20 protein-coding genes are annotated in these 17,370 nt (G+C 34.0%); 7 read left to right on the forward strand and 13 right to left on the reverse strand.

The window, feature by feature from the left end:
* Positions 1–59: 59 nt before the first annotated feature.
* Positions 60–1,301, forward strand: a complete 1,242-nt coding sequence (locus tag CGC48_RS08765) for a sulfate adenylyltransferase subunit 1 (protein ID WP_098029275.1) — start codon at positions 60–62, stop codon at positions 1,299–1,301.
* Positions 1,302–1,372: 71 nt separating this feature from the next.
* On the opposite strand, the gene CGC48_RS08770 is transcribed toward CGC48_RS08765, so the two are convergent.
* Together CGC48_RS08770 and folK are read right to left on the reverse strand one after the other, a co-directional pair.
* Positions 1,373–2,032, reverse strand: coding sequence for a uroporphyrinogen-III synthase (locus tag CGC48_RS08770; RefSeq protein WP_098029276.1), 660 nt, complete (start codon positions 2,030–2,032; stop codon positions 1,373–1,375).
* A complete protein-coding gene (gene folK, locus CGC48_RS08775; RefSeq protein WP_098029813.1) occupies positions 2,029–3,177 on the reverse strand; it encodes a 2-amino-4-hydroxy-6-hydroxymethyldihydropteridine diphosphokinase in 1,149 nt (382 codons plus the stop codon). The genes CGC48_RS08770 and folK overlap by 4 nt, the downstream gene beginning before the upstream one ends.
* Positions 3,178–3,266: 89 nt before the next feature.
* Here folK and upp point away from each other — a divergent pair, with 89 nt between their 5' ends.
* Positions 3,267–3,923, forward strand: coding sequence for a uracil phosphoribosyltransferase (upp, locus tag CGC48_RS08780; RefSeq protein WP_098029277.1), 657 nt, complete (start codon positions 3,267–3,269; stop codon positions 3,921–3,923).
* Here upp and CGC48_RS08785 read toward each other — a convergent pair.
* From CGC48_RS08785 to CGC48_RS08815, 7 genes are all read right to left on the reverse strand, one after another.
* Entirely contained in the window at positions 3,876–4,805 is a 930-nt protein-coding gene (locus CGC48_RS08785) for a DUF6427 family protein (protein ID WP_098029278.1), read from the reverse strand. The two genes, upp and CGC48_RS08785, sit on opposite strands and share 48 nt — an antisense overlap.
* Before the next feature lie 47 nt (positions 4,806–4,852).
* The gene (locus CGC48_RS08790) at positions 4,853–5,365 is read right to left on the reverse strand and encodes a hypothetical protein (RefSeq protein ID WP_098029279.1); all 513 of its coding nucleotides are present in this window, start codon (positions 5,363–5,365) and stop codon (positions 4,853–4,855) included.
* 22 nt (positions 5,366–5,387) lie between these two features.
* Complete coding sequence (locus CGC48_RS08795) at positions 5,388–6,002, reverse strand: porin family protein (RefSeq protein WP_098029280.1); 615 nt, start codon at positions 6,000–6,002, stop codon at positions 5,388–5,390.
* A gap of 42 nt (positions 6,003–6,044) precedes the next feature.
* On the reverse strand, positions 6,045–6,275 hold the full coding sequence (locus CGC48_RS08800) for a ferredoxin (RefSeq protein WP_018280400.1): 231 nt from the start codon (positions 6,273–6,275) through the stop codon (positions 6,045–6,047).
* Positions 6,276–6,454: 179 nt separating this feature from the next.
* The gene (locus tag CGC48_RS08805; RefSeq protein ID WP_042345923.1) at positions 6,455–7,111 is read right to left on the reverse strand and encodes a hypothetical protein; all 657 of its coding nucleotides are present in this window, start codon (positions 7,109–7,111) and stop codon (positions 6,455–6,457) included.
* A gap of 218 nt (positions 7,112–7,329) precedes the next feature.
* Positions 7,330–8,586 carry a peptidase U32 family protein gene (locus tag CGC48_RS08810; protein ID WP_098029281.1) on the reverse strand — a complete coding sequence of 419 codons (1,257 nt, stop codon included), beginning with the start codon at positions 8,584–8,586 and terminating at the stop codon, positions 7,330–7,332.
* A 111-nt stretch (positions 8,587–8,697) separates the two neighbouring features.
* Positions 8,698–9,162: a DUF6132 family protein gene (locus CGC48_RS08815; RefSeq protein WP_098029282.1), complete on the reverse strand. Its 465-nt coding sequence runs from the start codon at positions 9,160–9,162 to the stop codon at positions 8,698–8,700.
* A gap of 93 nt (positions 9,163–9,255) precedes the next feature.
* On the opposite strand from CGC48_RS08815, the gene CGC48_RS08820 reads away from it, so the two are divergent.
* Positions 9,256–10,500, forward strand: a complete 1,245-nt coding sequence (locus tag CGC48_RS08820; RefSeq protein ID WP_098029283.1) for a type IX secretion system plug protein — start codon at positions 9,256–9,258, stop codon at positions 10,498–10,500.
* Positions 10,501–10,678: 178 nt separating this feature from the next.
* Here the strand turns inward: CGC48_RS08820 and CGC48_RS08825 are convergent, their stop codons facing one another.
* A complete protein-coding gene (locus CGC48_RS08825; protein WP_098029284.1) occupies positions 10,679–11,287 on the reverse strand; it encodes a DUF417 family protein in 609 nt (202 codons plus the stop codon).
* Between the two features lie 110 nt (positions 11,288–11,397).
* The gene (locus CGC48_RS08830) at positions 11,398–12,213 is read right to left on the reverse strand and encodes a helix-turn-helix domain-containing protein (protein WP_098029285.1); all 816 of its coding nucleotides are present in this window, start codon (positions 12,211–12,213) and stop codon (positions 11,398–11,400) included.
* Positions 12,214–12,352: 139 nt separating this feature from the next.
* Between CGC48_RS08830 and CGC48_RS08835 the strand changes: the two genes are divergently transcribed.
* The 4 genes from CGC48_RS08835 to CGC48_RS08850 all read left to right on the forward strand — a co-directional run bounded on the left by CGC48_RS08835 (position 12,353) and on the right by CGC48_RS08850 (position 15,996).
* A complete protein-coding gene (locus CGC48_RS08835; RefSeq protein WP_098029286.1) occupies positions 12,353–14,395 on the forward strand; it encodes an HD family phosphohydrolase in 2,043 nt (680 codons plus the stop codon).
* A gap of 33 nt (positions 14,396–14,428) precedes the next feature.
* Positions 14,429–15,007, forward strand: a complete 579-nt coding sequence (locus CGC48_RS08840) for a Maf-like protein (protein ID WP_098029287.1) — start codon at positions 14,429–14,431, stop codon at positions 15,005–15,007.
* A gap of 63 nt (positions 15,008–15,070) precedes the next feature.
* A complete protein-coding gene (locus tag CGC48_RS08845; RefSeq protein ID WP_098029288.1) occupies positions 15,071–15,502 on the forward strand; it encodes a 2TM domain-containing protein in 432 nt (143 codons plus the stop codon).
* Positions 15,499–15,996, forward strand: coding sequence for a dihydrofolate reductase (locus CGC48_RS08850; RefSeq protein WP_098029289.1), 498 nt, complete (start codon positions 15,499–15,501; stop codon positions 15,994–15,996). Before CGC48_RS08845 ends, CGC48_RS08850 begins: the two co-directional genes overlap by 4 nt.
* Positions 15,997–16,027: 31 nt before the next feature.
* Here CGC48_RS08850 and CGC48_RS08855 read toward each other — a convergent pair whose 3' ends face one another.
* On the reverse strand, positions 16,028–16,624 hold the full coding sequence (locus CGC48_RS08855) for a DUF2911 domain-containing protein (RefSeq protein ID WP_198537135.1): 597 nt from the start codon (positions 16,622–16,624) through the stop codon (positions 16,028–16,030).
* 28 nt (positions 16,625–16,652) lie between these two features.
* Positions 16,653–17,369 carry a type IX secretion/gliding motility protein PorT/SprT gene (porT, locus tag CGC48_RS08860; RefSeq protein WP_098029290.1) on the reverse strand — a complete coding sequence of 239 codons (717 nt, stop codon included), beginning with the start codon at positions 17,367–17,369 and terminating at the stop codon, positions 16,653–16,655.
* Between the last annotated feature and the right edge of the window lies 1 nt (position 17,370).

Here is a 17,370-nt window from a genome sequence, read left to right on the forward strand (position 1 = left end):
TCAGAATTTATCAAGAAGAAAAGAAGTAACATATAAACAAATTAAATCGTTAAAAATAAATGGATATATTACGATTTTTAACAGCAGGAAGCGTAGACGACGGGAAAAGCACACTTATTGGACGACTTTTGTACGACAGCAAAAACATTTTGATTGACCAAATGGAGGCTTTGGAACGCAGCTCCAAGAATCGAGAAGACGGAAGTGTGGATTTGGCACTGCTAACCGACGGACTTCGGGCTGAGCGAGAGCAAGGTATCACGATTGATGTCGCTTATAAATATTTTTCAACTCCAAAGCGAAAATTTATCATCGCTGACGCTCCAGGGCATATTCAGTACACCCGAAATATGGTTACGGGAGCCTCGAACGCAGATTTGATAATTATTCTCATCGACGCTCGAAATGGGGTGATTGAACAAACAAAGAGGCATTCCATCATTGCATCGCTCTTGAATATTCCGCACGTATTGGTTGCGATTAATAAAATGGACTTAGTTGACTTCTCTCAACAAAGATTTGAAGAGATTAAAACCGAATATCAGAAGGTTGCAAAAGCTCTTGAGCTTAAAAATGTTGAATTTATCCCTATAAGTGCTTTGAAAGGCGATAATATCGTAGATAAATCAACACAGATGGATTGGTACAAAGGAGATTCTTTGTTAGAAAGGTTGGAAACGGTGGAATTGCAATCGTCCGTTAATTTGACAAATGCTCGTTTTCCGGTGCAGTTGGTTCTTCGCCCACAAACAGAGCAATACCACGATTACAGAGGGTATGCAGGGAAAGTAGAGAGTGGTACTTTCCAAAAAGGTGATAAAGTGAAGATATATCCTTCCCAAATTGAAGCTACTGTAGCATTTGTTGAGGTAGGAAACCAAGAAGTAGAACAGATTTATGCTCCTCAGAGTGCTGTAATTCATCTCGAAGAGGATGTAGACATTAGTCGAGGGTCATTAATTGCTAAGGAAGATGATTTGATAAAATTTTCTAACGAAATTGATGCTACGATTTGTTGGATGGACGAACGCCCAATGAATGTAGGCGGACGCTATTTGCTGCAACACAATACTCGCGTGGTAAACGCAATCGTAAAAGAGATTAAGGAAAGAATTGACGTAAATACGCTCGAAAGATTTGCCGACGTTACGTCAGTTGCATTAAATGAAGTAGTTACAGTGAAATTGAAAACTTCAGCTCCGTTAGCGTACGATAGCTACAAAGAACTTCGCGAAACAGGAAGTGCAATATTAATCGACCAGACGAGTTTAGTAACCGTTGCGGCTGTTCTCTTTAAATAAAAACGAATTCGATATAAAAAAGCTGTCTTTTTTAGGCAGCTTTTTTGTTTTTGAGTAAAAAATGAATAAAATTATTCAGTAAAGTGTGCGATAACACATTCTATGAGGCTATCGATAGTAGGTTTTTCTGAAATAATATAATTTTTCGTATGTTTTGATACTTCTTCTGCGGTTGTTCTGCCAATACAAAATATAATTTCATTGGAAAAACTATTTTGTTGTAAAAAACTTTGAATTCCAGATGGGCTGAAAAATAATATCGCTTTTTGCGGAGAATTTACTTTCTCGGAAAGCAGAATGGTTTTGTAAACTTGTATTTCATTATGTGGTATTTGGTTGTTTCTTAATACATTTGGTAAAATATCACGTCGTAAATTTCCTGAGAAGAAAGTTATTCTATTTTTTGCACAATGCTGTTTGATGTAGTTACCTAAATCGGTTGCATATTCTTCATAATGAAGTACTTTCCAATTATTTTCGGACAGAAGTTTAGCCGTTTTTTCTCCTACGCATATACAAGGTATTGATTTTAAAGAATCCTTTTTGGGGTGTAGCAAAACGCTTTTTATGGCATTCTGGCTGGTAAAAAGTAGTAAATCGCCTATGTTTTTAAGCTCAAATTCAATGGAATGAGTCTGAATGAAGTCAATTTCGGTAACAGAAAAACCTTGTTTCAGTAATTTGCTCTTCTGTTGGTCAGATAATATTCTGGTTGATAATATGGGTGTCATTTTAGGGGTGTTTCTCTGGAAAAATTGCTTATTTTCTCAATAATAAACTCGTAATCGGACTGATTTTTTACAAAATCTAGTTCGGTAACATCAATAATTAGAGAATTTACATCATTATTCTTCTGAATGAAGTCCAAATATCCGTGGTGAATTTGATTTAAGTATTCTTTTGAGATATTTTGTTCGTACGTTCTTCCTCTTTTCTTGATATTCTCAATCAATCTGTCAGTGCTTTGATATAGAAAGATGTACAAATCAGGCTTTACGATTTGGTTGTATAAAATGTAAAAAAGTTTTCGATATAGTACGAATTCATCTTCTGTCAGGGTTACTTGCGAAAATATCAACGATTTGAAAATATCATAATCCGAGACGATAAAAGGCTTGAAGAGATTGGTTTGTGCCAATTGCTCTGACATTTGCTGATAGCGTTCGGTAAGGAAAGACATCTCCAAAGTAAAGCCATACTGCTTTGGATTTTCGTAAAACTTCGGTAAAAATGGATTATCTGAGAAGCGTTCTAATATAAGACGTGCATTAAAATCTTCTGCTATTTTGGTGGATAATGTCGTTTTTCCTGAGCCAATATTTCCTTCGATTGCAATATAATTATAATGCCTGAAAGGACAATTTTGGTTAGGAATACTGATTTTATCATTAATTTTTGTTATTTGTGAGGTATCGTTTGTGTTTTTAATGAGTTCTTTGACAGATTGTTGCAAAGTAGGGTGTTTTTTTTCTGGTGCAATATCTGCCAGAGGAAATAAAACGAACTTTCGGTTTTGAATTTGAGGGTGTGGAATTTGTAAATCTTCAGTTTTTATGATTTTATCATCAAAGAAAAGAATATCCAAATCAATACTTCGGGGTTGATAGCCTTCTGTATTGGCATTCCTTACTCGTCCTAATTCTTTTTCAATGTTCAAAAGTTTTTGAAGTGTTTTTTCAGGAGAAAGAGTGGTTTCGGTAAGCAAACAAATATTGTAAAAGTTGTTACTTGTAAATCCCCAAGCGGGTGTTTCATAAATGGGAGAAACTTTAATGATACTTCCAATTTGTTGATTTATAGCGTTTGTAGCAGACTGCAAGTAGGATTTTCTATCTCCAATATTGCTTCCTAATGATATGTATACTTGATGCTTCATATTGTTGGCAAAAATAAATATTAAAGTGAAAAATGTAAAACGAAAAGTGAAAAGTTTTTCGTAATTTTGCGGGAACAAAAACCAAAATTATGATTATACATCATTTAGGGGAAAAGCCCTCAATTTTGAACCAATTTATCGCTGAACTAAGAGATGTAAAAGTTCAGAAAGATCGTATGCGTTTTCGAAAAAATTTGGAACGCATTGGTGAAGTACTTTGTTATGAAATGAGTAAAACGATTGATTATCAAAGTGAAAATATAACAACACCATTAGGTGAAAAAGAAGTTTTGTTACCTAAAGATGAAATTGTAATATGTTCTATACTTCGTGCTGGATTGGCATTACATCAAGGATTGATAAACTTTTTTGATTGTGCGGATAACGCATTCATTTCGGCTTATCGCAAACACACATCTGAAACAGAGTTTGATATATCAGTAGAATATTTGGCTTCACCCTCATTGGAAGGGAAAATTTTGTTCCTTGCCGACCCAATGTTGGCAACAGGGCGTTCGTTTGTGAATGTTTACGAAGCATTGGACGGACTCGGAAAGCCTAAACAAGTACATTTGTTTGCTGTAATAGGAGCAGAGCAAGGTATTGAATACGTGAAAGATAAATTTCCAGGAGATACACATCTTTGGATAGCAACTATCGACCCTAAACTGAATGAAAAAGGCTATATTGTTCCTGGTTTAGGAGATGCTGGCGATTTGGCCTTTGGAGATAAAATGCAACAGTAGGATTGCTAATGGAATAGTTAAAAAAATCCACAGAATAGTCTCTTTTAACCAATTTCGTTCTATATTTTCGATATAAAGAGCAAATAGAATGGAAAGAGGAGCGAATATAAAAATGATTTGGTTGGAGAAAAAGGCTACCATCAACCCAACCAACAGAAATTGTATGATTACTTGGCTACTTCCTCTGTGATAATAACTTTTAAAGAAATAAACAACAATAGAAACTAAAAGCATAATTGCTGTAATTACAAGAGGAACAAGATTGGGCAAGAATATTATTTTATTATAATCGTGTGACCATAGTTTGTTGATTTCAGGTAAATTAAAAGGAATATTAAGTAATATTAATCCCGTAGAAAACAAAATTCCTATACAAAAAAGTGCTACAAATGGGATTAACCAATATTTTCTCTTTTTTGAACCATAAAAGAGCAATGATATCCAAACATTCAACAGAAATATGAACGCCCAAGTGTGAAGCAATCCCGCACAAATGATTAAAAAAGAAGCATCAAAGATTTTTTGAGGAATATTTTCTTCCGTTTTTAAAGTCATAACTCTCCAGATGGCAATTACAATCAGTAAATTAGAAAGACAGAGAAAGAAATTGTTGTACACATCTGGAAAAATCGTTGAAAAGAAGCCAAAAAAGAAAATAGAATAAGAGTTATTCTCCGTGAGTTCATTCCATTGGTCGATTACGTTTAGGAAGAAGACCGAAACAAATAAAGCTAAGAAAGCACTTACTCTCAGTAGTAAATTACTTGGATTCCACGAATCTTCAAAAATAAAAACATCATACAAGAAAAATCCAGCAAATAGTGCAAAGAAAATAATGAGCAAACTTACAGATTTTTTATTTTCGAATTGATTTGAAATCATAAACTATATGAAATAATTTGAGAATAGATGTGTAAAATGTTTCTTGTTTAATTGCTGATAGTCAAAGAGTTTCCTGCTACTGAAATAGCGTAATTTAACAAAGGATATTGTTGTTCTGGGCTATTCGTTTTGATGATGCTTCCGTTTACTAAGTTGTAAACATTTCCATCGCAAGGACAGATTACAAATATGTAAGATTTTGTGTCACTATCGCAAGATGTAAAGTCGTTTTCACCTTTTGAAGCACATTTCAGCCTTTCGCAATTTGACGGATTCTGGTTAGGACAAGCAGCCTCCCAAGCTACAAATCGATTGTTCCCTAAACTGCTAACAAAAACGCCTTTGATGCCTATGTTAGGAATATAAATCGTGTTTTGAGGATATTTCAAAGCGTTGTAAGCTGGTAAATCAATATTTATTGTGTAAGAAAAACGAACTTCTCTTAAATGCGGATTCCTTTCAATTTTTGATTTAGAGCAAGACGTTAATGCAAATACTATGAAAAGAAAAGCAAAAACAGCCCTCTTCAACCTTACTTCAAACCTCTTTTGGCAACTCATACAAGTCATTTACTATTAGTTTTTAAAAAACATAGCCCACTCCTAAGGATAGAACCGTATTTTTGAAATTGTAATCAGGACTGAAGCCTGTATTTATCAGCGAACTTTCTTTTGATTCAAGAATGTTTGTTAAACCTTGACTGAATCGAGCTTCAAAGCACCACCCGAAACTTGTTCTGTAATTTACACCAACTATCAACGACATATCAAAGGAATCCACAGCCCTGCTACTAACTTCAGTAAACGTTTCATTTTTCTCGAAGGAAAAATCATTGTTGTTAATCAAGAAATTAAATTGAGGTCCGGTGTGTAAACTTAGTCCTTCGTAGATGTTTATTTTAGCCAACGCTGGGGCAGATAAATAGTCCAGAGTAAGATTTGCGTTTCCAATGCCTTGCGAACTGATTTTTGCTCCTATTCGAGAATAGGTAGCTTCTGTTTGAAATGAGAAAAACCTTGATAAAGGAAATTCCAAGGTTACTCCAGCGTAAATGCCGTGTTTGCTTGATACTGAAGAACCATTTGTAGTTTTTCCGCTTAGTGTAGCGTTGTTATATCCTGCTCTAACTCCAATATATTGAGCTTGTAGGTTGGAAAATAAAGCGATTGCGAAAATTAAGAATAGATTTTTTTTCATCGGTTAATATTTTTAGTATGCATAGTTTTTTAAACATTATGTTTATATCTTCTTGGTTGAAATAATTTTAACGGGACACGCTTTTTGGGCGGCTTCACAAGGCTCTAAAATGTTATCATCGTGCGATTTGAGTGTAAAAAAACCCTTCTTCTCCGTAGAGCGAAGCAAAACACTTTTTCCGTCTTTCTTCGACATTTGGAACTGCTCCGGAGCTACTTCCACACAATAATTACACCCAATGCATTTATCACGCTGTAAGGTTACTACTACCATTATTTATTTGTCTTTAAATTGTGTTATAAAAGTACGATGATATTTTTTCGTGTCAGGCTGTTATTTTCATCATACTTTATTCATTTTCCAATTTTATAAATCAACTTATTTAGGAAATTTCTTTAAGAAAACAAATTATCTTCTATTTGAACCCGTATTTTGTCTTTTCTAAAAATACATTAGCTTCTTACAAATTTCCCGAGAGCTTCCAAAAGTTGTGGGCGGTCTTCAAGGGCAATTTTAGCCACTTTATGGAACTTCGATACCCATTTATCGAGGGTTTCAAAGGCTTTGTTTTTGTCTCGGGTGGCTTGTTGGCTTTCTCCTTTTTCTTGCAGATAGGTAGCGTAGGCTTTTTCTACTTCGGGGAGTTCTTGAAGCTGATTTTTGACATCTTGTTCGTTGATTTTTAGTTGTTTTAGTGGCGTAAGAAGATTGGGAGTGGTATCCAAAAGCTGATAAAATGCTCTCATTTCTTCCATAGCTGCGGCGATGGCTCGGGCAGCACTTCCTTTGAGTTTGAGCTGACGAAGAGCTTCTTCGTTGTCCTCAAAAACGATACGTGCCTTTTTGCGATGTGTACTATATTTTTTCTGTACGTTTTGATATTTTTCCTGAAAAGCCAATGACGCCGATGTCTCTTCGCGTGTTTCTTTTATGTTGGCATCGAATGTTTTACGAGCTTCATCGTAAAGGGCTTTTCCTTCAGCGATTTTGGCATCGTCGTAGCCGTATTCTGCTAATTCTGTTTTCAAATCGCCCTCTTTGGACAGATTTTCAAACATCGCTCCAAAATTCTGAAGCATTTGCTCGTTAGATAGATAATATGTTTTCATTTTTTAGCGTTTTTACAATTATTTTCCTATTCTTTGAATTCTTTTTATGTTTTGGTGTCTCCCTTTGTTATTTTAATACTTCGGAAGGTTTTTTGGTCGTACATTTGTTTATTTTAGTTCTACATCGGCTTATTAAAATGCTTCGGAGTGTTTTTTAGTGGTGTATTAGCTTATTTGAACGCTCCGAAGGGTGTTCTTGGTGTTTATTATCTATTCGGTTATGATTTAGCAAACTCCGTAGCTACAATCTTATATAATTTATCCGACAGACGAATTCTGAAATCGGTTTTGATGGTGCAAGAATCGCCTTTCGTTGCCGTTTGTGCAGGAGCGTCATTGACCATCATATTTTCCAAAACGAACTCCTGTACGCCTGTGGTAGGCCCTGTAATGAGGAGTTTGTCGCCCACTTTAATATCGTAGGCTTCGATGAGAAATTCCGCAATCCCCGATTTTGGAAAATAGTGCTTTCCTTGCCCCACATACACTTTTTTCTGTGTGGCGTTTGACCCCGGATTCTCGCTCCATTCTCCCAATTTCTGTCCCAAATAATATCCACTCCAAAATCCTCTGTTGTAAACGGTTGAAAGAGCTCCCATCCATTTTTCAACCTTTTCTTTTGAATATGTCCCCTCGTAATACGCATCGATGGCTTCACGATAGGTTTTTATGACAGTCGCCACGTATTCGGGAGCTCTTCCGCGTCCTTCAATTTTGAGTACTTTGGCTCCTGCGTCAATCACTTGGTCGAGAAAGTCAATCGTACACAAATCTTTGGGCGACATCATATATTCATTATCGATTTCGATTTCAAAACCGCTTTCTTGGTCAATTACGGTGTATTTTTTTCGGCAATTTTGCTTACACGCCCCTCGATTTGCTGATGAATTATGCGAATGCAAACTCAAATAGCATTTTCCTGAAACCGCCATACACAACGCTCCGTGACCGAAGATTTCTATCTCGACCAAATTCCCTGACGGACCTTTAATTTGCTCCCTTTGGATTTGCTCAGCGATTTTCTTTACCTGCCTAAGGCTCAATTCACGACTCATTACCATTGTATCGGCAAACATTGCATAAAAACGCACCGTTTCGATGTTTGTAATATTGATTTGGGTAGAAATATGCACTTCCATACCAATTTGACGAGCATATGCAATAACTGCTTGATCCATAGCAATCACTGCGGTTAAGTTTGCCTTCTTTGCAGCGTCGAGCAAGGTTTTTATGATGGATAAATCGTGGTCGTATATGATTGTATTTAAGGTAAGATAGGTACGGATGCCTTTTGGGTGGCAACGTTTTGCAATTTCGTCCAAATCGTCAATGGTGAAATTGATACTTGCTCTTGCCCTCATATTCAGCTGGTCAACTCCAAAATATACCGAATCAGCACCATTATCAATAGCTGCTTGTAACGATTCGAAATTTCCTGCGGGAGCCATCAGCTCTATTTTTCCTGAATTTGTCATAAATGTGATTGAAAGTTAGCGGGTGCAAAGATATGAAATTTTACCATATACATTGCGAATGAGTTAGTAATGTAATTTTCCTCAGAAAAAACTTTATGAAGAGAAAAAATATCAATACAAATCGCTTACTTCTTGCCACGAGCCGCCGTTGTAGCATTCAATTCCCTGACCTTTTAAAATTTTTGTTGCTTTTCGGCTTCTAAACCCTGAACGACAACAACAAATGATAGGTTTGTTAAAGGATTTTATTTCAGCTATTTTGTTTGGAATATCATTAAGCGGAATGTTTATAGATTTTTCAAAATGTGCCGATTGAAATTCTGATGGAGTTCGTACATCAATAATTACAGCATTTGGTGCGATTTCTTTTAATATTTTTGTGTTTTTCTTTGTTGGAACGATGATGCTTAACAATAATCCGCCCATTACAGCCCCATAAAGTGTGCTATTCAGAGGATTGGAGGTAATGGCACAGGTTCCTGATACACAGCCGACGTAATAGTAGTACAAATATCCTGCAATAGCTCCTAAAAACACACCTACAATCACCCATTTATTTTTAATAAGATACTTCATTTCTTTAAATTAATAGAAAATTAATGAAGCACAAAGATAAAAATTTTTATTTACATTATTTTTTCCTACATTTGATTTTTAAAAATTGATTTTATGAAACGATTATTATATTTTCTGTTTGCACTTCTTTCTATGAGTTTGGAGGCTCAAATTTTGACGGAAAAGAATCCTCCTGAGTACATCAAAACGATTGTTTTTAAAGCATCTGAAAATGATAGAAGCCAGTTTCCAGTGGTGCGAATTAACGAACGTTTCACATTGGAATTTGATGATTTGCGAGGCTCGGAGGAAATCTACTACTATAAAATTACACATTGCAATGCCGATTGGTCGCCTTCCACGTTGCTGAAAAGTCAATATATCAAAGGATTAGACGAACAATCTTTTAAGCCAGAGAGTAGTTCTTATGCAACGTTGCAGATTTATTCACATTATCGTTTAACACTTCCGAATGAACTGACAAAAATAACCTTAACAGGAAACTATATACTTTCGATAACAGATAGTTACGGCGAAGTGCTATTTTCTCGTAGGTTTGTGGTTTACAATCCGTTGGTAAATGTTTTGGCTGAAGTAAAGCGTTCTCGTGATTTACAATTTTTTGATACAAAGCAAGTAGTTCAATTTTCTGTAAAAGAGAAAGATTTGCATCTGCAAGATCCAAAATCAACAGTTAAGGTGGCGATTCTGCAAAATTATCGTTGGGATAATGCGATAACGAAATTAAAACCGCAATACGTAATGGGTAATGAATTGATTTATAGATACGATTCGGAAAGTGCTTTTTGGGCTGGAAATGAGTTTTTGAATTTTGATAGTAAGGATTTACGAGTTGCTTCTGCTGGGATTTTTCGTGTAGAACAAAACGAATTGTTTGAGCATTATCTGTTTGGAAATGAAAGTCGTGTAAATCGAGTTTATACATATTATCCTGATATTAATGGTGATTTTTTGGTAAATACAATCAATGGAAGAAATCCTGATAATGAGGCGGATTATGTTTGGGTGAATTTTTCTTTACAAGGGCAGCCCTCTTTTTGGGGAAAAGAAGTGTATGTCTACGGAAAATTTTCTAATTATCAGATTTCTGACGAATATAAGCTTGTTTATGACGAAAAAACAGGTTATTTCACAGGTAAAGTACTTCTAAAACAAGGATTTTACAATTATAAATATGCTACGAAAGATAAAAACGAGATAAATTTTAATGAAATAGGAGGAAACTTTCAACAGACAGAAAATAACTATCTGATTTTAATTTATTACAGAGCTCCAGGTGCTTTATACGATGAAGTTGTTGGAGTGGGAAGTGCCAGTGGAGCAAATATTTCAAGATAATTTTATATTCTTATTCGATGAATAACAAATGTTTATAAAAAATATCTTTCAGTTTTGTAACATTTTTGGATTTGAATCGTCTAATTATAAAAATATTTCTTTTATCTTTTTTAATTGGTACAAAACAAATAAGCCGTTTCAAACAGAAACGGCTTATTTATAATATGTTAGTGTAGTATTAATTATTTCTTTTGAGTAAACGTTGTGCTGCCTCAGAAGCTGCAATCAATCCTCCTGCTGACATAATGATATCTTTCAATACCAAACGTCCTGCTCCTGAAAGGTAAGGAAAACCGAAGTTAGGTGTAGGCATATCTCCTCCCAGATTAGGAACATATACTTCAGGCGTTGTTATTAAAAATGAGAGTGTTACGATAGACATTCCGAAAGTTAACAGTCCTCCAATTACACCAATTTTAGGTAACCAAATTCCTAAAAGCACAAGTAAACCAATTATGCAAATTACGGTTCCTAATCCGTATGAAAACCAGTATGTTCCATTCTGTTTGTGCCATTCAATGTTTTTGGCTACCATTTTTCCTTCTGGATTTTTGTGAAGTGTGTATTCGGCAACGGTGTCACCTTTTTCATTTGTAGCTGTTTTTCCTGTATTGTTGTAGAAAAAGCTCATAAAAGGGCTGTTAATCACGAAAGGAACAATACCGTCAGCTTCATACTGAAAAGCCTTTAAGCCACCAATCCAAGCCATTACGATGAAAATTGCTACTCGTATAAAGTTTACAAAAGCACGTTGGCTATCTGCTAAAAATGTAAGTAATTTCTCCATTGTTATCTGATTTTTAGTGTTTTATAATTAAAATGAAGTTTCTTGTATCTGTTTGCAAAGGTATAGAAAAATGATTAATCAAAAATGGACAAAAAAGGAAATAACATAGATTATTTTGCTACAATTGAAATTCCTACAGTTTCTCTAAAATGTTTAGGAGACTGACCTACAAGCTTTTTGAAAAAACGACTAAAATAAAACTCATCTTTAAAATCCATATCAAAAGCAATTTCTTTAACAGACTTATGGGTCAGATGAAGTTGTTTCTTTGCCTCTAAAATGACTCTTTCTTGTATTAATTTTGTAGGAGATTTTCCTAATAAGTATTTGATTTTCTTGCTAAAAGTATCAGGAGACATATGAGCCAAATCGGCATAAAATTGCAAACTTCGCTCGGTTAAAAAATATTTTTCTAATGATTTTTGAAAATCTATTGCCAAATTGTGTTCAATATTCTGTTCTGTTTTTTCTAAAATATTGCTTTTTTCCTTACTTGAAAGAGCTAAAATGAGTTGTAAGTATGATTTAAGAATCGCTTGAGAATAAGTTGATTCAGATAATAGTTCATTTTCAATTCGAGAGAAAATATGTAAGATTTCCTCAAAACATTTTTCAGAAACTTTAATATGAGGTAAAAGGAATATGTTGTTGAATAATAATCCGTTACAAGCCACTTCTTTTTTGTGATATTCAATACAATAGAAATCTCCGTGAAACTGAAGTAAACTTATTTTTTCCATATTTCCTTTATTTTTTTGAAAATTCTGGAAGGGAGAAAGAAATAATAACGTATTGCCATCATATTCATAATCAACAAAATCAACCGAGAAATTTCCACTTCCACAAAAAGCAAAAATACAATAGTTTTCCACACTAAAATTTGTAGTAAGTTGTGTGTGAGAAATATTTTTTATTGAAATAGACATTTTTTAAAGAATCTTTTTTAACACAAAGATGTGAAGCAAAAATAATTATTTTCTGGACTTTCTACAAACAATTGATATTTAAATATTTTCCGTACATTTGTAAATTAAAGTTTTTTTACTTTTCCAATTGATTTTGACAATGAAAAAATTTCGTTATACTTTGTACCTGAGGGAATCAATGATTTTCAAGTTGATAGCCTTTTTAGTGGCTTTAATCCTTATCGTTCAGGTGTTTCCTAAAAAGGCAAAATTTAAGTATGAGTTCCAAAAAGGGAAGTTGTGGCAGCACGAAACGCTTTATGCTCCATTTGATTTTCCATTGAAAAAAACTGCTGAACAAATCGAAACAGAAAAGGAAGAAATAAAAGAAAATTCAATTGTTTATTACCAGAAAGACCCTTCTGTTTATCAGTCTGTTATCTCTAATTTTAATAACAAAAAAAATACTCATTTTAACGGTGTTTCGGAACAGAAAAAACAAGAATTGTTAGCAAAAGGAGAAGAATTTTTGAAGAAAATTTATCAAGAAGGCGTAATTCTTTCAGTGGAAAATACTGGAGAAGGAGAAATAAATCTTATCCGAAATGGCAACGAATTTTATGAAGTTTCACTTAATAATATTTTGAAATTAAATGAATTAAGCTCAGAAATTGCAAAATATTTTTCCGATGCTCCATACAATAAATACAAAAAGAATTATTACGATTTGTTTTTCGAGATTTTGCAGCCTGATATAACCATTGAACAAAATTTTACAAAAAAGACACTTGAAGAAAGCCTGAAAGAAATTGTATACACACGAGGTTGGGTGAAAAAAGGGCAACTTATCATTGCCAGAGGAGAAATGGTTGAAGGAGAAAGATTTAACACCTTGTTGTCTTTACAATCTGAATATGAAGAAGAAACGTGGAATCATCAAAATTATGTGTGGTCATTAACGGGGTATTATGTTTTGGTAAGTATAGTACTTCTGGTTATAGGATTGTACTTGAAAATTTATGAGAAAGAGATTTATAAGAATAATGTAAAAATAGCTGTTATTCTGATTAATATGCTTACAATAATTGCTTTTGTAGGAATTATTACGCAAACTTTTCCTCAGTATATTTATATTGTACCCGTTGGTATGATGGCTCTGATTCTCAAGTCGTTTTTTGATTTAAGAACGGTAATTTTTGTTTTCATAGCCACGATTTTAATAGTAGGATTTATCGTTCCGAATAGTTTTCAATTTGTTTTTATTCAGGTAGTTGCGGTACTGGCTATTATTATTGCTCCCAGAGATTTACATTACAGATTGAATAGTTTTGTTTCAGCGGCATTAATTACGGGAGCTTATTTTGTGATTTACACAGCATTTCACGCGATAACCGAAGGCACAATTTCTGGATTAAACATTTCATTATTCACACTTTTTTTCCTTAATGGTGTGGGAATGCTTTTCTCTCAGCCTTTTACATATATTTACGAGAAGACTTTTGGATTAGTTTCCGATGTTTCACTTCTTGAGCTGAGTGATACGAACTCTAAGCTTTTACGTGAACTTTCCGAAAAAGCTCCTGGAACATTTCAGCATTCGATGCAAGTAGCTAATTTGGCAGAAGCAGCAGCATCAGAAATTGGAGCAAATGCTTTGCTAGTTAGGGTGGGAGCTTTATATCACGATATAGGCAAAATGTTGAATCCTGTATATTTTATTGAAAACCAAAAAACTACAACGAATCCTCACGATTCCTTGACTCCTACACAAAGTGCCAAAATTATAATAGGACACGTTACCGATGGTATTGAACTTGCACGTAAAAATAAATTACCTCAACGCATTATTGATTTCATTCGTACGCATCACGGAACCAGTTTAGCGTATTATTTTTACAGAAAGGAGTTTGAACAAAATTCTAATTGTCAGGAATTTAATTTTCGATATCCTGGTCCTAAGCCTTTTTCCAAAGAAACTGCGATTTTGATGATGGCAGACTCGGTGGAAGCAGCAACCAAAAGCCTGAAAAATCCTACATATGAAATGCTTGATGAGTTTGTAGAGAAAATAATTAAAAAGCAATTAGATGATAATCAGTTTATGAATGCAGATATTACGCTCAAAGAAATTGAAAAAATAAAAAAGGTTTTTAAAGACAAATTGACAAACATTTATCACATTCGGATAGCATATCCAGAGTAGAATGACTAATAAATATTGTTTAGTTACTAAACTATGAAAAACATCAATATCATTTTGGCATCAGCATCGCTTCGCAGACAACAATTTTTCAAAGAATTACACTTAAATTATGAGGTAATTTTAAAACCCATTGATGAAACTTATCCAGAAAATTTGCGAAAAGAAGAAATAACGGATTACCTGTCTGTACAAAAGGCTAAACCTTTTTACGGGACACTAAAAAATAATGATATGCTGATTACATCTGATACTATTGTATGGCACGAGGGAAAAGCTCTTGGAAAACCAAAAGACTACAATGAAGGTTTTGAGATGCTTAAATCCTTGTCGGGGAAACAACACGAGGTAATTACTTCAGTTTGTTTTACAACATTAACAAAACAAAAGTTGGTTAATTGCGTAACAAAAGTGACTTTTAAGCAATTTACAGATAATGAAATTGATTTTTATTTAACGGAATACAAGCCTTATGATAAAGCTGGAGCCTATGGTATTCAGGAATGGATTGGTTATGTGGGAGTTACAGCAATAGAAGGGTCTTACAATAATGTAATTGGTCTTCCTACTCATTTAGTTTACAATGTTTTGAAAGAATTTGAAGAAGTAGATTAAAATATTTTTGGGAGTAACAATAAAAATTGTACTTTTGACATTATTAATATAAACCGAAATATAATGGAAGAAAATAGAAAAACAATCGAACCAGCTCAGTACGAGCTATTTGAAAATGCACAAAGAAGAATAAAACAGAAAAAACGTTTGTTTTTACATCTCTGGGTATTTGTTTTGGGATGTATTTTTATGGTAGTAATCAATAAGTTACTTTATACTGAAACTACTTATAACTGGTATATTTGGGGAATTCTTGTTTGGACATTTCTTTTTCTATTACACGTTATAAATGTGTTTGTTATAGAGCGTTTTATGGGAAAGGAATGGGAAAGAAAAGAACGTCAACGTTTAGTTGAATTGCAACAGAAAAAAATTCTGAAGATGGAAGTTAGTGTAGAAAATGAACTTCAAAAAGAAAGGGAAAAAGCTCAAAAAGAGTTATTGAAAGAGCAAACAAATGTAGCTAATCAACAACAAGATTTTCTAAATCAATGATTACACTAATTGCTGCTGCCTCCGAAAATAATGCTCTGGGAAAAAACGGAGAATTGCTTTGGCATCTTCCTGAGGATTTCAAAAGATTTAAACGTTTGACCACAGGACATTGTATCATAATGGGGCGAAAAACATTTGAAACTTTTCCAAAATTATTACCTAACAGAATTCATATTGTAATTACACGACAGGCAAATTGTGTGGCAGAGGGTTGCATTGTGGTAAATTCACTTGCTGAAGCAATAAAAGAAGCAAAACAAATAGATGAAAATCCGTATGTTATAGGAGGCGGAGAAATTTACCATTTGGCGTTGGGTATCGCTGACAAAATTGAATTGACACGAGTACACGCCACATTCAATGAAGCAGATGCTTTCTTCCCAGAAATTTCCAAAGATGAATGGAAATTAGAAAAATCGCGTTATGTTCCAAAAGATGAAAAACATCAGTATGATTTTACGTTTGAAACTTATATAAAAAAGGCTCGAGTTTAGAAAACTGAGCCTTTTTATATCATAAACTATTCTAAACACCCATATCCCTTTCTACTTGTTTGATTTCTTTTAGATGTTCAATAATTTTGTTAATATCTTCTTTATTGTCGACCTCAATGGGAATTTCAGCTTTCAAATATTCCCATCGGATAACTAAACTAATCTTTCCTTCACTGATATTTTCGAAAGAAATTTCCAACGATTCTTGTAATTCTTTTTGAACTTGTACAGGAATTTTTATTTCAATAGCATTTTCATTAGGGTCATAACTATAAGCACCCCAGGCATCAGCATCGTAGTTTAATGCTACAGTCCATTCGCGTTCTTCGGGAGTGATGAAAATAGCATATCTGCCTAATTTTGTGGGCTTACCACCAAAAAGAACACTCTGTTCAAAGGTAATGTTTGTAGCTTCATTAGCTCCCACACGCCAAATTTTTCCATACGGAACTAACTCACCAAAGATTTTACGTCCACGTACACTTGGTCGTCCATAATCAACAGATATTTTTGTAACAGAAAATTGTTGAGAAATCACCTGTCTTGGACTTGCCATCGGATATTTATAATTTTGCGAAAAACCTACATAGGCACTTAATAGTAACACAAAAGTGATAAATTTTTTCATAGATTGTTGTTTTTTTATCGTTGTAGGGCTATTCAAAAGTGAGATTAATTAAAAATCCACGTGATTTTATTTTTCCTAAATTTCCAGTCCAAGGGCTTGAAGCATTACCATCTGGTATAAGTTCGTTATTTATTGAAAATAAACCTCTTATGGAAGGTGAGAGACGGAAAAAAGGTGTGTAAAGATCAATTCCTATTCCCATTTCATAGAAGAAAACACTTCGCTGAGTACGGAAAATACGTTCGTAATTATCTATATTCAAATTATAATTACTACTTAAGTTGATAGCCATTGAAGCTCCTGCAGTAAGATAAGGCTTAACATTATACCAACGTTCTGAACTGAATTTCACCAGTAGAGGAATATAAATGTAAGTAGACTTCACTTCCCTAAGATAATCTCTTTTTTCATTCATACCAGGGAAATGGAGGTCACGTTTATTATAAACCAAGCCAGGTTCAAGCCTAAGATCAAGATATTTCATCAGTCGCATTGAGCCTGATAGTCCTACATTGAATCCCCAGTTTCTAACAGTTCTAATCTCACGTATTGTAGGAGTTCCATAATTTAAGTCATTGTAATTGAACTTGAAATCGAACGTATTTGAACCAAAATAATACCCCCATTGCAGTGGTTTTTCATCAAAATGCTCTAGATTCATAAGTGGACCTCTTCGTTGCCCCCAAATAGAAAAATTTCCAATGAAAATCAGGGCAAAAAAACAGAATATACAGATTTTTTTCATT

The sequence above is a fragment of the Capnocytophaga cynodegmi genome (genome assembly GCF_002302475.1).
Taxonomy (GTDB): domain Bacteria; phylum Bacteroidota; class Bacteroidia; order Flavobacteriales; family Flavobacteriaceae; genus Capnocytophaga; species Capnocytophaga cynodegmi.

What these genes read in the sequence shown, in the direction of transcription:
- CGC48_RS08795 (WP_098029280.1), bottom strand. Translation starts at nt 6,002, where the DNA reads ATGAAAAAAAATCTATTCTTAATTTTCGCAATCGCTTTATTTTCCAAC.
- CGC48_RS08825 (WP_098029284.1), bottom strand. Translation starts at nt 11,287, where the DNA reads ATGGAGAAATTACTTACATTTTTAGCAGATAGCCAACGTGCTTTTGTA.
- CGC48_RS08805 (WP_042345923.1), bottom strand. Translation starts at nt 7,111, where the DNA reads ATGAAAACATATTATCTATCTAACGAGCAAATGCTTCAGAATTTTGGA.
- CGC48_RS08855 (WP_198537135.1), bottom strand. Translation starts at nt 16,624, where the DNA reads ATGAAAAAATTTATCACTTTTGTGTTACTATTAAGTGCCTATGTAGGT.
- CGC48_RS08800 (WP_018280400.1), bottom strand. Translation starts at nt 6,275, where the DNA reads ATGGTAGTAGTAACCTTACAGCGTGATAAATGCATTGGGTGTAATTAT.
- CGC48_RS08820 (WP_098029283.1), top strand. Translation starts at nt 9,256, where the DNA reads ATGAAACGATTATTATATTTTCTGTTTGCACTTCTTTCTATGAGTTTG.
- folK (WP_098029813.1), bottom strand. Translation starts at nt 3,177, where the DNA reads ATGAAGCATCAAGTATACATATCATTAGGAAGCAATATTGGAGATAGA.
- CGC48_RS08785 (WP_098029278.1), bottom strand. Translation starts at nt 4,805, where the DNA reads ATGATTTCAAATCAATTCGAAAATAAAAAATCTGTAAGTTTGCTCATT.
- CGC48_RS08830 (WP_098029285.1), bottom strand. Translation starts at nt 12,213, where the DNA reads ATGTCTATTTCAATAAAAAATATTTCTCACACACAACTTACTACAAAT.
- CGC48_RS08790 (WP_098029279.1), bottom strand. Translation starts at nt 5,365, where the DNA reads ATGAGTTGCCAAAAGAGGTTTGAAGTAAGGTTGAAGAGGGCTGTTTTT.
- CGC48_RS08840 (WP_098029287.1), top strand. Translation starts at nt 14,429, where the DNA reads ATGAAAAACATCAATATCATTTTGGCATCAGCATCGCTTCGCAGACAA.
- CGC48_RS08850 (WP_098029289.1), top strand. Translation starts at nt 15,499, where the DNA reads ATGATTACACTAATTGCTGCTGCCTCCGAAAATAATGCTCTGGGAAAA.
- CGC48_RS08770 (WP_098029276.1), bottom strand. Translation starts at nt 2,032, where the DNA reads ATGACACCCATATTATCAACCAGAATATTATCTGACCAACAGAAGAGC.
- CGC48_RS08765 (WP_098029275.1), top strand. Translation starts at nt 60, where the DNA reads ATGGATATATTACGATTTTTAACAGCAGGAAGCGTAGACGACGGGAAA.
- CGC48_RS08835 (WP_098029286.1), top strand. Translation starts at nt 12,353, where the DNA reads ATGAAAAAATTTCGTTATACTTTGTACCTGAGGGAATCAATGATTTTC.
- upp (WP_098029277.1), top strand. Translation starts at nt 3,267, where the DNA reads ATGATTATACATCATTTAGGGGAAAAGCCCTCAATTTTGAACCAATTT.
- CGC48_RS08845 (WP_098029288.1), top strand. Translation starts at nt 15,071, where the DNA reads ATGGAAGAAAATAGAAAAACAATCGAACCAGCTCAGTACGAGCTATTT.
- porT (WP_098029290.1), bottom strand. Translation starts at nt 17,369, where the DNA reads ATGAAAAAAATCTGTATATTCTGTTTTTTTGCCCTGATTTTCATTGGA.
- CGC48_RS08815 (WP_098029282.1), bottom strand. Translation starts at nt 9,162, where the DNA reads ATGAAGTATCTTATTAAAAATAAATGGGTGATTGTAGGTGTGTTTTTA.
- CGC48_RS08810 (WP_098029281.1), bottom strand. Translation starts at nt 8,586, where the DNA reads ATGACAAATTCAGGAAAAATAGAGCTGATGGCTCCCGCAGGAAATTTC.